The following is a 13,771-nucleotide window of genomic DNA, read 5'->3' as shown; positions in this document are numbered from 1 at the left end:
GGAGGTGCTGCGATGCCGAAATGAGTGCTGCAGCTCGTTCGCGGCGTCTCCGCACCGACTGACAAGGCAAGATGGAGTGTTCCTCCCTGAAAAAACGAGAGTCAATGAATTCGCCCACAATCCGTCCCCGCGCCGTCGTCGCCGTCGTCGTTGCCTACAACCGTCGTGAGCTCCTCGCTGAAGTGCTCGAAGCGCTTCGAGCGCAGCGACATCCACTGGCGCGCATCATCGTCGTCGACAACGCTTCGACGGATGGCTCGGGCGAGGTCGCACTCGCGGCCGGCGATGCCGTCGATCTCGTTTCGCTGCCGCGGAACACGGGGGGAGCTGGTGGATTCGCCGCAGGAATGGCCGTTGCGGTCGACCGCTACGAGCCCGAGTGGCTCTGGCTCATGGATGATGACACGGTGCCGACTCCCGACGCTCTTGCCGCTCTGCTCGATTCGGTCGCCGGCACCGACCTCGTGGTGGCCGGTTCACGGGTCGTCTGGACCGACGGCACCGAGCACCCGATGAACACGCCGAGGGCGAAGGCGTTCGCGTCGAAGTCGGAACGCATCGACGCTGCCCGCCATGGCGGCATCGCGATTCGGAGCACTTCCTTCGTCTCGATGCTCGTGCGGTCCGACGTCGTTCGCGAGGTGGGACTGCCCATCGCCGACTATTTCATCTGGAACGATGACTTCGAGTACTCCACCCGGGTACTGCGAGGCCGGCGGGGGATCCATGTGCCGGCATCTGTCGTCGTGCACAAGACGAAGGTGCTCGGTTCGACCGATGCCGACCCGGGGGCGCGGTTCTACTACGAGGTGCGCAACAAACTGTGGATGTTCCGACGCTCGCGGAGCCTGTCCGCCTTCGAGAAGCTGCTCTACGGTGCCTCGAGTGTTCGACGATGGATTCTGACGTTCGCTCGCTCGAGTGACCGTGCCGTACTGAGGGACGGCTGGAAGCGCGGTTACCGAGACGGTACGCGCACCAGGCCCCGCCCCAACGCCATGTCCATGGCCGGACTCGGCGGTGCGAGCGAGGCGATCGCCCGAGTGGATCGCTGATGGCGGATCAGTTCACGCTGCTCATCCCGGTCTACCGAGGCGACGACGCCGCACATTTCACGAAGGCGTTCTCGTCGAGTGTGACGGCCCAGACGCGACGGCCGGATGAAGTGGTGCTGGTGCAGGACGGCCCGGTTCCGGAGGATCTCGCGGCGGCCATCGAACTCGCCATCTCCACTTCGCCGGTACCTGTCGTGCACCACAGGATTCCAGTGAACGCCGGCCTGGCACTGGCCCTCACGGAAGGGCTCGCGGCGTGCAGCCACGACATCGTGGCGCGAATGGACGCCGACGACATCTCGCTGCCTGACCGGTTCGCGAAGCAGGTGCCGCTCGTCGAGAGCGGTCTGGACCTCGTGGGAACCGGCATGCTGGAGTTCCTGGACGAGGTCGGCTCGATCGTCGGGCAGCGGGTGCCCCGCACTGACGCAGCAGACATCGCTAGTTACGCGAGGTTCCACGATCCCTTCAGCCACCCGACGGTCGTCTATCGGAGGTCCGCCGTCGACCGGGCAGGCGGCTATCTTCCGCTCGGCCTCATGGAGGACTACTGGCTGTTCGCGCGCATGATCGACAGCGGCGCCCGAGTTGGCAACCTCGCCGACCCGCTCGTCATGTATCGCGTCGGAGCCGGAGCATACGCTCGAAGAGGAGGCCGCGCACAGTGGCGCAGCGAAGTCGCGCTTCAGCGTGCACTGCGCGGCATCGGCTTCACGAGTCGATGGCAGTACGTCCGCAACGTCGTCGTCCGGGGTGGCTATCGATTCGTACCGGAACCGGTGCGGAAAGCGGCATATCGACGGTTGATCGCTCGGGGCGGCGCGCTACCGGAACGCACCCTGGACGAAGGCTGAACTCAGTCCTTCCCGCCAATGCCGAATCGGTGCGAGGCCGGAACGCTCCCATCCCGCATGCCCGAGCACGGAGTACGCGGGGCGGGGAGCGGGACGGACGAAGCCGCTGCTGTCGGTCTCGGTGATCCGATCGGGGTCGAGGCCGGCCTGCTCGAGGACCGCCCTGGCGAATGTGTACCAGTTCGTCTGGCCGCTGCTCGTGCCATGGTAGATCCCGGCCGGCGCATCCGTGTCGACGAGCTCGACCAGTTTCGCCGCGAGATCTCGCGACCAGGTCGGCTGGCCGACCTGGTCGGTCACCACCGACCAGGTCTCACGCTGCGCGGCGAGAGCGAGCATGGTCTTGGCGAAGTTCGGGCCGTGCTCGCCGTAGAGCCATGCCGTGCGCACGATGTACGAACCAGCAGGATGTGCCGCGCGCACCATCCGCTCACCGGCGGCCTTGGTGCGGCCGTAGGCCGAGATCGGGTGCAGTTCGGAGTCTTCTGCGTACGGCGCCGTGGCGGAGCCGTCGAACACGTAGTCCGTCGACACCTGCACCATTCGCGCGCCGATCGCAGCAGCGGCCGATGCCAGGTTCTCCGCACCCACCGCGTTCACGGCATATGCATCCGCCTCGTGCGTCTCCGCATCGTCGACCCGCGTGTAGGCGGCAGCATTGAACACCACGTCGTGCCCGGCGACAGCAGCGGCGACTGCGGCGGCATCGGTGACATCCAGTTCACTGCGTCCGAGAGCCGTGACCCTCCGACCGTCGAGGGCACTGACCAGGTCGCGGCCGAGCATGCCGGATGCACCTGCGACGAGGTAGCGGGAAGCCATCAGACGAGTGCCGCGCGCGCCTTGAGCGGCTCCCACCAGTCGCGGCGTTCACGGTACCACTGCACCACGTCCGCGAGGCCCTGCTCGAACGGCACCATCGGCTCGTATCCGAGTTCAGTGCGGATCTTCGTGATGTCGACGGAGTAGCGGAGGTCGTGTCCCTTGCGGTCCTCGACGCGGTCGACGGACGACCAGTCCTTTCCGGTCGCATCGAGGAGCAACTGCGTCAGTTCGCGGTTGGTCAGCTCGGTGCCGCCGCCGATGTTGTACACCTCGCCGGCGCGTCCGCCGACGAGCACCATCGCGATTCCGCGAGTGTGGTCGTCGACGTGCAGCCAGTCGCGTACGTTGAGGCCTTCGCCGTACAGCGGCACGTGCTTGTCATCGATGAGGTTCGTCACGAAGAGGGGGATGACCTTTTCGGGGAAGTGGTACCTGCCGTAGTTGTTCGAGCAACGTGTGATCGAGACGTTCAGGCCGTGGGTGCGGTGGTAGCTCCGGGCGAGCAGGTCGCTGCCGGCCTTCGACGCCGAGTAGGGCGAGTTGGGGAGGAGTGGTCGCTCCTCATCCCATGAGCCCTCGGCGATCGAGCCGTACACCTCATCGGTCGAGACATGCACGAACCGGGCAACGTCGTTTCGGAGCGCTGCATCGAGGAGCTGCTGGGTGCCGAGCACGTTGGTCTCGACGAAGATGCTCGCGTCGCGGACGGAACGATCGACATGCGATTCAGCGGCGAAGTGCACCACCGCGTCGACCGAAGGCATGAGTTCGTCGAGAAGGCCCGCGTGCCGGATGTCGCCCTGAACGAAACGGTACCGGCTCGAACCTGCGACCGGGGCGAGGTTCTCGAGGTTGCCCGAATAGGTCAGCGCGTCGAGCACGACCACCTCTGCGCCTTCGAGACCGGGATAGGCATCCTCGAGCGTACGACGAACGAAATTGGAGCCGATGAACCCGGCCCCGCCGGTGACGAGGATCTTCATTCCGTGGATACCATTCCCTTTGCGATCGGACCACGTGATTCTACCGTCATGCGGATTGGTAGACTCTCCGGGTGCAAATCCGCGAACTCGGGATTCCCGACAGCTACGAGATCACCCCACAGCAGTTCGGCGACGATCGCGGAGTCTTCCTCGAGTGGTATCGCCATGACCTCCTCGAAGAGGCCATCGGGCACTCCCTCGATCTTCGGCAGGCGAACCTCTCGTCCTCGCGCCGCGGCGTGGTGCGCGGAATCCACTTCGCGGCGATTCCGCGCGGGCAAGCCAAAGTCGTCACCGCGGTCGGCGGTGCGGTCCTCGACATCGTCGTCGACGTCCGCGTCGGCTCCGAGACGTTCGGTCAATGGGAGGCGGTCAGGCTCGATGACGTCGACCGGAAGGTGCTCTACCTCGCCGAAGGACTCGGACACGCATTCATCGCCCTCACCGACAACGCGACGGTCGCCTACCTGACGAGCGACGTCTACCGCCCTGATCGGGAGTTCGGCATCAATCCGCTCGACCCGGCGCTCGGGATCGTGTTTCCGGAAGAGGCTGGTGAGCCGCTGCTCTCCGCGAAGGACCTGGCGGCCCCTACCCTCGCAGAGGCTCAGGCTGCCGGCATCCTGCCCACGATCGGTGCAGCGCGCGCTTGGTACTCGGAACTCGACAGGAAGTAGTCAACATGCGCGGAATCATCCTCGCCGGCGGATCAGGCACTCGGCTCTGGCCGATCACAAAGGGCATCTCGAAGCAGTTGATGCCGATCTACGACAAGCCGATGATCTACTACCCGCTGTCGACGCTCATGATGGCGGGCGTGCGGGAGATCCTCATCATCACGACGCCGGAGTACAACGCGCAGTTCCGCGCCCTCCTCGGAGACGGCAGCGAACTCGGCATTCGTCTGGAGTACGCCGTGCAGCCGTCCCCCGACGGCCTGGCACAGGCATTCATCATCGGCGAGGAGTTCATCGGGGATGAGAGCGTCGCGCTCGTGCTCGGTGACAACATCTTCCACGGGGTGGGCCTCGGCACGTCCCTCCGGCGCAACGCGGCCGTGGAGGGCGCGTTGATCTTCGCCTATCACGTGTCGAATCCGACGGCGTACGGTGTCGTGGAGTTCGATGCCGAACGTCGCGCGGTCTCGATCGAAGAGAAGCCCACGGCTCCGAAGAGCAACTACGCGGTACCCGGTCTCTACTTCTACGACAATCGAGTCGTCGAGATCGCGAAGACGATCGAGCCGAGTGCGCGGGGCGAGCTCGAGATCAGTACGGTCAACGAGCGCTATCTCGAGCAGGGTGCACTTCGGGTCGAGGTACTCGATCGAGGAACCGCGTGGCTCGACACGGGCACCTTCGAGTCGATGATGCAGGCGAGCGACTACGTGCGGGTCATCGAGGAACGACAGGGTTTCAAGATCGGATGCATCGAGGAGATCTCGTGGCGCGCCGGATGGATCGATGATGCGCAGCTCGCCGAGCTCGCAGCACCGCTGGTCAAGTCCGGCTACGGCGCATATCTGAACCAGCTCACCGCGGACTGACTCGACCGGGTTCCTGCAGTCGGAAACGGATGTCGTCGATGGTCGCGTGTATCCCGACGGGAAGCGGCGTCAGATCTCGCCGGTCGAGATCCGGCCACACTTCGGAACCGAGGCGAAGATCCCGCGCCTGAAGCGACGACGCGGGTGAGTTGCCGAGCATGACGTGCGGGTGGCCCTTGGAGAGCAAGCGGAAGTAGCCGAGAAGGTCGGCGATCGTGACGGCACGACCACTGGCGAGGTTCTTCGTGATGACGAGGCCTCGGCGTTCGGCGGACTCGATTCGGAGACGGTCGAGCGCGTCGAGGATGAGCGCGGCGCAGTCATCGACGTAGATGTAGTCGCGGAGGGTGTCGAGCGAGACGAAAATCGACGCGGGTTGCGGTGAGAGCTGGGCGAGAGCCAGGTGGGAGATGAGTCCTTGCATCTTGTCGAGACGTTGGCCCGGGCCGAACAGGTTTGCGATTCGGCCGTTGAGCACGGCAACACCCGAGGACTCGGCGAACGCTGCGGTCGACGCTTCGCAGGAGAGCTTGTACCAGCCGTACGGGGCGATCGGCGCGGGCACCGTCGACTCGGTAAACGGCGGATGCTCGGATCCGGCATAGATGCCGCCTGCGGAAGACGGGTAGAAGAAGGTGCCGCGCCCGGCGAGACCGAGATCGTTCGCGACTGCCGCGATCGTTGCGAGGACGAGTTCGAGCTGGTGGCGTTCTGACGCGAGCGACTCGGGGCTCGAGGCCGTCACGGATGCACCCGCCGCCCAGATGATCGTCCAATGGTCGTTCTCGCCGACCCGGTCCAGCAGGTCGTGGGTCGAATCGCGTGCGGCGGACACGAGCGATGCGTCGTCGTGCCACGGGAGAGGTGCTGCGCCCGCGTCGGTCCAGCCTCGCCTGCCGTCGATCGCTCGGCGCAACGCGGAACCGAGAAGGCCGCGAGCGCCGATCACGCGCGCGTAGGTCGTCACAGGCGTGACGTCGGTCGCCGCCCGAGTGGACCAGCATCGGGGTCGGATGTGATCAGGTACGGAGGCCGTCCCATGGCCATGTTCACATTGATGCCGATGTACTCGGCGACGATACCGAGGCTGAAGAGCAGGGCACCGATGCCCAGCAGCAGCACCACCATGGTCGACGCCCATCCTTCGATGGCGATGTCGCCGGTGAGGCGCTGGATGATGATGATGATGGCGAACAGCACCCCCATCACTGCGACCGCGATGCCGAGGAATGTGATCAGCCGGAGCCCACGTGTGCCGCTTGTGAGCACCATCCTGAGGAAGTGCGAGATGAGCCTGCGACCGGAATAGCCGGACTGCCGGTCACCTTCCGATCGAAGCTCGACGGGGGAGGTGACGATTCGGCCCGCCACCCACCCGAGGGCGACATCGAGGTAGACGCCCGACCCGGCATACGCCGCAACGCTGCGTGCGACATTGCCGAGGATGAGGCGGTAGCTCTGGAAGTCGCTCGCCCCCTTCGCGCCGGTGAACCGCTCGAGCATGCGCTTGGAGAGCTTCGAGGCGGCGTTCCGTACCGGACCGTGAGGCGCGGGATTCGTCGGCTTCGCGTAGACGAGGGAGGCGTGCTCTCGCATCGCCGTGTCGAGGAGGCCCGCGACCGCCGCGGGATCGTGCTGGCCGTCCTCGTCCATGGTCACCACCCAGTCCGATCCCGCGGACGCCATGCCGGCGAGCGTCGCCGCATGCTGTCCGAAGTTCCGGCTCAGCCAGATCGAGCGGACGAACGGATACCTGCGCGTGAGTTCGCGAATCACGGTGTCTGACCGGTCGGGGCCGTAGTCGTACACGAGCAGTGCCTCTGCGACGACGAACGGATTGCCGTCGGGGGTCACGCCCGGCGAAGTGTACGGCTCGAGTTCCGCGATGAGGGCGTCGAGGGTCTGCTCGCCCTGATAGACCGGGATGACGACGGAGATCGTGTGGGTAGCCGGCTCGGACGTGGTCGGCATGTCGTTCACGGAAGTGGAATCTATCACAGGACCCTCCGGCGGAGTTGGGTTGTCACGCGCCTCACGAGCCCTCGGCGACTGCCGTGGATGTGCGGGACATCCGGCGTCCGAGATAGAGGTAGCTCGCCTGCCGGACACGCGCCATGAGTCGAGCGCGGAGGTCGCCGAGAGAGAGGTCGACTCTCCGCACCACATCGGGTCGTTCAGCACGAAGCGATCGGTTGAATCCGATCGTCTGCGAGGCCTGATCGCGCACCAGGCGCACACTCCACTGGCTTTCGGAGACGCGGAAGGAGGCGAGCGATTCGTCGAGGGCGACCACGTCGCCTTGGAGCATCACCCGAACGTAGCTGGCCACGTCGATGAGATAGGGGAAGCGGTTGTCCCACCAACCAGCGGACTCGAGGGCGTCGCGTCGCATGAGGACGCATGCCGGCTCGCCGAAGATGTTGGTCCCGGCGCGAACGGTTGCGCGTGCCGCCGCCGCGCCTGAGACGCGTCCGCGGAGTCGGCCCAGGCCGCGTCCGCGCACGAATGGCCGCCCATCCGCATCGACGATGTCGCGCTTCGTCGCGGCCAGGACGGAGCCCGGTGCGGCCTCGAGCGCGGCGACCTGACGTTCCACGAGTTCGGGTCGGATGATGTCGTCGCCGCAGACGAGCTTCAGGTACTCGCCGGTCGCAGCCTGGCTGACCCGGTTCCAATTGCGGAGCGCCCCGCCACCGGCTTCGGTCGACAAGAGGGTGACTCGCGGGTCGTTCTCATACCGCTTCATCACGGCGAGGGTCTCGTCCGTCGATGAGTGGTCGGCTACGATGACCTCGATCCGCTCGTACGTCTGGGCGAGGACGGAGCGCATGGTCTCGTCAAGGTACTCGGCATTGTTGTACGCGGGAATCACGATCGAGACGAGGGGCTTCACCATTCGATTGTCCCAGACGGTGGCGGTGCAGCGGTCCACCGCGTCGTGGCCGTGTTCGCCGCCCTTCTGATTGGTGGATAATCCATTGGTGCGTTCCCGTCTCTTCTGGCCAGCCGTCGCCGTGATCTCCACGATCATCGGCGCAGCGATTCCGTTGATCTTCGACATCGGTTTCTACTACGTCGACGACACCCAATCGGGGGCGATCGGCCAATGGTGGAAGATCGGCGAACGCATCCTCGCCTGGGACTGGTCCTTCGTGAACCCGACGGTCTGGCAATCCGGCAACTATCTCGCCGAAGGCGCATGGGGCCTGTTCAGCCCGGTGATCTGGCTCGTCGGAGTGGGCAGCCATGTGTTGCCGAACATGCTGGTCTACGTCGTGCTCGTCAAGTTCGCGTGCTTCGCCGTCGCAAGCTTCGGCGTCTGGCTGCTCGCGCGCACGTTCGGTGCCGATCCTCGATGGGCCGCCGTCATCGCGACCGCATCGACACTGACCGCATTCACCCTGTACATGGACGCGGCATCGTGGGTGAACGGCTTCATGGCGTGGAGTCTCTGGCCCATCGCGTGGGCGCTGATTCGCCGCGCGGTCCGATCGCATCGCTCGCCGCTCCTCGCCGTGGTCGCGAGCTGCCTGGTCGTCGGCATCGGGTACGTGCACGCCACCCTCGCCCTGGCATTCACCCTGCTCGCGACGATCATCGAAGTGATGATCGCGCGAGATCGAGCCGGGATCCTGCGCGCGTGGGGCATCGCCATCGCGGCCGGGTGCTTCGCGATCATCGTCCATATCCCCGGACTCCTGACCGCTCCGGTCTCCGGACGAAGCCTCGGGATGGGCAACACCGGTCTGCTGACCGTGGACCTCTCCGACCTCGCCACCAGTCCCATCGCCCTCGGCGACCCGCAGTTCATGCTCTTCAGCCAGTCGTACCCGAATGAGCCCCTGTTCTACATCAGCTGGTTGCTCCCGCTGTTCGCGCTGATCGACTGGAAGCGCTTCGCCACGCTGCTGAGCCAGCGCACGAGCCTGCTGATCGTCGGGGGCATCGCACTGGCCGCGGTGCTGCTGCCCAGTGATTTCGGCCCGTTGAGGTTCCCGATTCGGGTGCTGCCGTACGTGGCGGTCTCGAGCCTCGTGATTCTCGGACTCGGACTCTCGCTGGCGCGCGCACGGATCTCGCGGCCTCGCTGGGTCGTGACGTTCTCGGTGCTGGGCGCCAGCGCGTTCATCGCCGCGGCTGCGCAACCGACGGCCGTGCTCGGAATCGCGGTGACAGCTCTGGTCGCCGCCGGCGGGCTCTTCGCCGTTCTCTTCCTGCTGGGCAAGCACGACCGCGAGACCACCGAACGTATGCCCTCGACGGGGTCGGCACCAGCGGGTCACGAGGGCGGTCGACGGAGAATGCCGGTCGTCGTCGCCACGGCGATGGCGGTGACCTTCGCCCTGCTCGGGATACAACATTCGGTTGCGAGCTCGCCGGCGCTGCGCGACTACCAGATCCCGACCTGGGTCGATGCACTGAGGTCGCCCCTGTCCGAGACGGTCGGCGACACGATCGTCGTGGGCGTCGTGCCGACGGAAGACGGCATCCAAGAGGAATACTGGGCCGACACCCTCGTCGGCAACCTCTTCTACATGACGGATGCATCGGTGCAGAACGCGTATACCTCGGTGTACTACCCCGAATACCAGAACCGCGTCTGCATGCTGTACAACGGCTACACATGTCCTGAACTGTACGGCGCGCTGTTCACCGAGCAGGCGCAGACAGGTGAGGAACTCGCCACGCTCATGGGCGTGAGCACGATCCAGGTGCTGAAGTCTGCGCTCCCAGCGGGGGAGTGGCGAGATGTCCCGTCAGGCTGGCATGTGATCGAGGACACGCGCCTCACCCGATCGATCGCGCGCGACGAGCCGATTCCGGGCGCCGGCGGCGTCGTGTGGTCGTCCGACGGTCTACGCGTCACCGAAGTTTCGAGGGACGCGAGCAGCGTTCGGATCCGGGTGGACTCGGTGCCAGCCGATGGCGGCACGGTTGCACTCTCCAGGATCGCGTGGCCGGGGTACGCGGTTTCGGGTCCGGCGGCAATCACCGATCCCACCGACGGTTTCCTGATGAGCCTCGAGCTCGAGCCCGGTGCTGAAGGGCAGGAGATCACCGTTTCCTTCGCCGCCCCGGGCTGGCAGCTGCAGGTGCTCGCGGCGATCATCCTGGTCGGCCTCGTCGTCGCGCTCGAGATTCGTCGCCGCCGCACGCGGCCGGATGCCTCCTCCGATGCCTCGCAGATCGCCCACAAGCACACCGACTAGTCTGATGTATCGGTCGCGCTTCGGCGGCCGGAAGTAAGGAGCTTTGCACATGACCAATGCCGACCTCGTGGTGGTCGGGTCCGGATTCTTCGGACTCACAATCGCCGAACGATGCGCGAGCGAGCTCGGGCTACGCGTACTCGTGATCGATCGCCGGCACCACATCGGCGGCAACGCGTACAGCGAAGCGAACCGCGAGACCGGCATCGAGGTGCACCGGTACGGAGCGCACCTGTTCCACACGTCGAACCCCGCCATCTGGGAGTACGTCAACCGGTTCACGTCATTCACGAACTACGTGCACAAGGTGTACACGAACCGCGGCGGCGAAGTCTTCCCGCTGCCGATCAACCTGGGCACCATCAACCAGTTCTTCCGTTCCGCGTACAGCCCCGGCGAAGCTCGGGCTCTCATCGCCGAGCAGGCGTCGGAGCTCGACACGGGTGCCGCCGGAAACCTCGAGGAGAAGGCCGTCTCCCTCATCGGGCGGCCGCTCTACGAGGCGTTCATCCGTGACTACACCGCCAAGCAGTGGCAGACGGACCCTCGCGAACTCCCGGCGGAGATCATCAGCCGGCTTCCAGTCCGGTACACGTACGACAACCGCTACTTCAACGACACCTACGAAGGGCTGCCCGTCGACGGGTACACCGCGTGGATCGAGCGGATGGCCGATCATCCGAACATCGAGGTACGACTCGACACGGACTTCTTCGACCTCGAGCAGGAGATCAACAAGACGGCGACCGTCGGGCAGGTTCCCGTCGTCTACACGGGGCCGATCGACCGATACTTCGACTACGCAGAGGGCGAGCTCTCGTGGAGGACGCTCGACTTCGAGGAGGAGGTTCTGCCCATGCGGGACTTCCAAGGAACCCCGGTGATGAACTACGCCGACCTCGACGTGCCGTACACGCGCATCCACGAGTTCCGTCACTTCCATCCCGAGCGCGAGTATCCTGCGGACAAGACGGTGATCCTGCGTGAGTTCTCACGATTCGCGACGCGCGAGGATGAGCCGTACTACCCGGTCAACACGCCCCAGGACCGCGAGGGCCTGCTCGCCTATCGCCAGTTGGGCGATGCGGAGCGAGACGTCTACTTCGGCGGTCGCCTCGGCACGTATCAGTACCTCGACATGCACATGGCGATCGGCTCCGCACTGTCGATGTACGAGAACAAGCTCAAGCCCCGCTTCACGCGCTAGGCGCCGACCGGCCGCCTGACGAGATCGAACGAGACCCCACATCATGAGTACTGACCAGACCGTCCTGCAGCGCGTGATATTCCCCGAGCACGGGGATCCGCAAGCGCTTCCGTTGTTCCTCGACCCCGAAACGTGGTCGTGGGCTTACATCCCCGATGACGAACAGGACCAGCTGGCCAAGATCCGCGGCGTTTTCACCGAGGGACACAACAAGCTGGCGACTCGTCTGACGAACAAGACCGGCCTCAGCTGGTTACGAGGCCGGCGCGGCATCGAATTGCCGTCGTTCAAGACGGTGTCCTTCGCGAGCTATTTCAATGCCTTCCCCGCGAGCTACTGGAACGCCTGGACGAATCTCGACGGGGTGAGGCTGCGCGTTCGTACGAACGGTCCGGGCAGGATCCTCGTGTTCCGATCGAACGCGCGTGGCGTCATCCAGCGCATCGACAGCGCCGAAGTCACCGGCGAGACGACGACCGAGTTCGAACTCTCGTTCGCCTCGTTCCTCGATGGCGGATGGCTCTGGTTCGACCTCGTCGCGGGGGATGCCCCGTTCGAGCTCGTGCAGGCGGACTGGTTAGCTCCCGAGGGGGCAGCGCCCCGCGTTCACGGCACGGCCACGGTGTCTATCACGACGCTCAATCGCGGCGATTACTGCACGACGCTGCTGCGAGAGATCGGCGAAGACAAGACGGTCCTGGCCTCGCTCGACCGAGTGCTCGTCGTCGACCAGGGCTCCGAGAAGATTCGCGAGAACGCGGGTTACGCCGCCGCTGAGCAGAGCCTCGAGGGCAAGCTCCGGCTGATCGAACAGGCGAACCTCGGCGGATCCGGCGGCTTCTCGCGCGGGATGCTGGAGACCAGCCGAGCTGGGGAGTCCGACTACATCGTGCTCCTCGACGACGATGTGGAGATCGAACCGGAGAGCCTCCTTCGTGCGCTGACGTTCGCCAACTTCTGCGTGGAGCCGACGATCGTCGGCGGGCACATGTTCGATATGTACGACAAGGCGAAGCTGCATGCCTATGCCGAGGGCATCCACTGGTCGCCCTTCATGTGGGGGCCGTTCACGCCGGGCAGGCACGACTTCGGTGAGTCGAACCTCCGGCAGACCGCGTGGCTGCATCGCCGGTTCGACGTCGATTACAATGGCTGGTGGATGTCGCTCATCCCGGTGTCGGTGATCAACGAGATCGGCGCATCGCTGCCCGTCTTCATCAAATGGGATGACGCGGAGTACTCGCTGAGGGCGAGGGAACACGGCGTCGCAACGGTCAGCCTGCCGGGTGCGGCAGTGTGGCACGTCTCGTGGGTGGACAAGGACGACTCGCATGACTGGCAGGCGTTCTTCCATGCTCGGAATCGCCTCGTTGCGGCCCTTCTCCACTCGCCCGAGCCTCGCGGGGGTCGGCTCAGTCGGTCGAATCTCGCCGGCGACGTGAAGAACCTGTTGACCATGGACTACTACACGGTCGCGATGCGCCATGAGGCCATCCGGAATGTGCTTGAGGGGCCGGAACAACTGCACACGGACATGCGCGACAGGCTTGCGCGGGTTCGAGCAATGGCGGAGGGATTCACCGAGGCGAAGGTGATCCGCGACACGACGCAGATTCCGCACTTCCCCGCCCGCGAGATCATGGCAGTGACGACCGGGCGCTCGAATCCCGGTCCGCATGGATTCGCTTTCGCCCGGTGGATGTGGTCGCAGGTGTTCAGGCACGCGTTCCGCGCACCGGCCGCCGGAGCGGATTCGCGCCCGCAGGCTCATCTCTCATTCCAGGATGCTCGGTGGTTCGAGGTGCCCAACTACGACAGCGTGCTCGTCTCGAACGCTGAAGGGTCCGGAGCGACCCTTCACGCGCGCAGGCCACCCATGTTCCGGAAGCTGCTGCGTGACTCGATCCGACTGAACCGAGCGTATCGTCGGCGCTGGACCGAACTGAGTGGGGAGTACCGGCAAGCGCTCCCGGGAATCACCTCCCTCGAACGGTGGGAACAGTCGCTGTTCCCTGATCAGCAGTGAGCGTGACACCCTGCATCTGACTCGGCAGTGTGGCAATCCGGCTGGTACGACGATCATTCCGCTAC

Annotated in this window: 12 protein-coding genes; 7 read left to right on the top strand and 5 right to left on the bottom strand. The window is 65.3% G+C overall.

Annotation, left to right across the window (positions count from 1 at the left end; all coding sequences use genetic code 11):
- Window positions 1–104: 104 nt before the first annotated feature.
- Together ESP57_RS04390 and ESP57_RS04385 are read left to right on the top strand one after the other, a co-directional pair.
- Window positions 105–1,055, top strand: coding sequence for a glycosyltransferase (locus tag ESP57_RS04390; RefSeq protein WP_129230662.1), 951 nt, complete (start codon window positions 105–107; stop codon window positions 1,053–1,055).
- On the top strand, window positions 1,055–1,909 hold the full coding sequence (locus ESP57_RS04385) for a glycosyltransferase (RefSeq protein WP_341539070.1): 855 nt from the start codon (window positions 1,055–1,057) through the stop codon (window positions 1,907–1,909). Before ESP57_RS04390 ends, ESP57_RS04385 begins: the two co-directional genes overlap by 1 nt.
- On the opposite strand, the gene rfbD is transcribed toward ESP57_RS04385, so the two are convergent.
- Both rfbD and rfbB read right to left on the bottom strand, forming a co-directional pair.
- A complete protein-coding gene (gene rfbD / locus ESP57_RS04380; RefSeq protein ID WP_129230660.1) occupies window positions 1,880–2,731 on the bottom strand; it encodes a dTDP-4-dehydrorhamnose reductase in 852 nt (283 codons plus the stop codon). The two genes, ESP57_RS04385 and rfbD, sit on opposite strands and share 30 nt — an antisense overlap.
- Window positions 2,731–3,717 (bottom strand): dTDP-glucose 4,6-dehydratase, encoded by a 987-nt coding sequence (gene rfbB, locus ESP57_RS04375; RefSeq protein WP_129230659.1) that lies wholly within the window; start codon window positions 3,715–3,717, stop codon window positions 2,731–2,733. The genes rfbD and rfbB overlap by 1 nt, the downstream gene beginning before the upstream one ends.
- A 71-nt stretch (window positions 3,718–3,788) precedes the next feature.
- Between rfbB and rfbC the strand changes: the two genes are divergently transcribed.
- Together rfbC and rfbA are read left to right on the top strand one after the other, a co-directional pair.
- Window positions 3,789–4,394, top strand: a complete 606-nt coding sequence (gene rfbC, locus ESP57_RS04370; RefSeq protein ID WP_129230658.1) for a dTDP-4-dehydrorhamnose 3,5-epimerase — start codon at window positions 3,789–3,791, stop codon at window positions 4,392–4,394.
- A gap of 5 nt (window positions 4,395–4,399) precedes the next feature.
- Window positions 4,400–5,263, top strand: a complete 864-nt coding sequence (rfbA, locus tag ESP57_RS04365) for a glucose-1-phosphate thymidylyltransferase RfbA (RefSeq protein ID WP_129230657.1) — start codon at window positions 4,400–4,402, stop codon at window positions 5,261–5,263.
- Here rfbA and ESP57_RS04360 read toward each other — a convergent pair.
- The 3 genes from ESP57_RS04360 to ESP57_RS04350 all read right to left on the bottom strand — a co-directional run bounded on the left by ESP57_RS04360 (window position 5,250) and on the right by ESP57_RS04350 (window position 8,159).
- The gene (locus tag ESP57_RS04360; RefSeq protein ID WP_243648422.1) at window positions 5,250–6,212 is read right to left on the bottom strand and encodes an NAD-dependent epimerase/dehydratase family protein; all 963 of its coding nucleotides are present in this window, start codon (window positions 6,210–6,212) and stop codon (window positions 5,250–5,252) included. The genes rfbA and ESP57_RS04360 overlap by 14 nt on opposite strands.
- A 14-nt stretch (window positions 6,213–6,226) precedes the next feature.
- The gene (locus ESP57_RS04355) at window positions 6,227–7,234 is read right to left on the bottom strand and encodes a glycosyltransferase (protein WP_207904473.1); all 1,008 of its coding nucleotides are present in this window, start codon (window positions 7,232–7,234) and stop codon (window positions 6,227–6,229) included.
- A 61-nt stretch (window positions 7,235–7,295) separates the two neighbouring features.
- Complete coding sequence (locus ESP57_RS04350; protein ID WP_129230655.1) at window positions 7,296–8,159, bottom strand: glycosyltransferase family 2 protein; 864 nt, start codon at window positions 8,157–8,159, stop codon at window positions 7,296–7,298.
- 85 nt (window positions 8,160–8,244) lie between these two features.
- Between ESP57_RS04350 and ESP57_RS04345 the strand changes: the two genes are divergently transcribed.
- From ESP57_RS04345 to ESP57_RS04335, 3 genes are read left to right on the top strand one after another with little or no spacing between them, the layout of a single operon-like run.
- A complete protein-coding gene (locus ESP57_RS04345) occupies window positions 8,245–10,473 on the top strand; it encodes a glycosyltransferase family protein (protein ID WP_129230654.1) in 2,229 nt (742 codons plus the stop codon).
- A 49-nt stretch (window positions 10,474–10,522) separates the two neighbouring features.
- Window positions 10,523–11,680: a UDP-galactopyranose mutase gene (glf, locus tag ESP57_RS04340; protein WP_129230653.1), complete on the top strand. Its 1,158-nt coding sequence runs from the start codon at window positions 10,523–10,525 to the stop codon at window positions 11,678–11,680.
- Window positions 11,681–11,723: 43 nt separating this feature from the next.
- Window positions 11,724–13,706, top strand: a complete 1,983-nt coding sequence (locus tag ESP57_RS04335) for a glycosyltransferase (RefSeq protein WP_129230652.1) — start codon at window positions 11,724–11,726, stop codon at window positions 13,704–13,706.
- Window positions 13,707–13,771 lie beyond the last annotated feature (65 nt).

This window comes from Agromyces fucosus (assembly GCF_004134865.1).
Taxonomy (GTDB): Bacteria; Actinomycetota; Actinomycetes; order Actinomycetales; family Microbacteriaceae; genus Agromyces; species Agromyces fucosus.
The sequence above is the reverse complement of the archived record's forward strand: the minus strand, read 5'-3'. Positions and strand labels throughout refer to the sequence as shown.

What these genes read in the sequence shown, in the direction of transcription:
- ESP57_RS04390 (WP_129230662.1), top strand. Translation starts at nt 105, where the DNA reads ATGAATTCGCCCACAATCCGTCCCCGCGCCGTCGTCGCCGTCGTCGTT.
- ESP57_RS04385 (WP_341539070.1), top strand. Translation starts at nt 1,055, where the DNA reads ATGGCGGATCAGTTCACGCTGCTCATCCCGGTCTACCGAGGCGACGAC.
- rfbD (WP_129230660.1), bottom strand. Translation starts at nt 2,731, where the DNA reads ATGGCTTCCCGCTACCTCGTCGCAGGTGCATCCGGCATGCTCGGCCGC.
- rfbB (WP_129230659.1), bottom strand. Translation starts at nt 3,717, where the DNA reads ATGAAGATCCTCGTCACCGGCGGGGCCGGGTTCATCGGCTCCAATTTC.
- rfbA (WP_129230657.1), top strand. Translation starts at nt 4,400, where the DNA reads ATGCGCGGAATCATCCTCGCCGGCGGATCAGGCACTCGGCTCTGGCCG.
- ESP57_RS04355 (WP_207904473.1), bottom strand. Translation starts at nt 7,234, where the DNA reads ATGCCGACCACGTCCGAGCCGGCTACCCACACGATCTCCGTCGTCATC.
- ESP57_RS04350 (WP_129230655.1), bottom strand. Translation starts at nt 8,159, where the DNA reads ATGGTGAAGCCCCTCGTCTCGATCGTGATTCCCGCGTACAACAATGCC.
- glf (WP_129230653.1), top strand. Translation starts at nt 10,523, where the DNA reads ATGACCAATGCCGACCTCGTGGTGGTCGGGTCCGGATTCTTCGGACTC.
- ESP57_RS04335 (WP_129230652.1), top strand. Translation starts at nt 11,724, where the DNA reads ATGAGTACTGACCAGACCGTCCTGCAGCGCGTGATATTCCCCGAGCAC.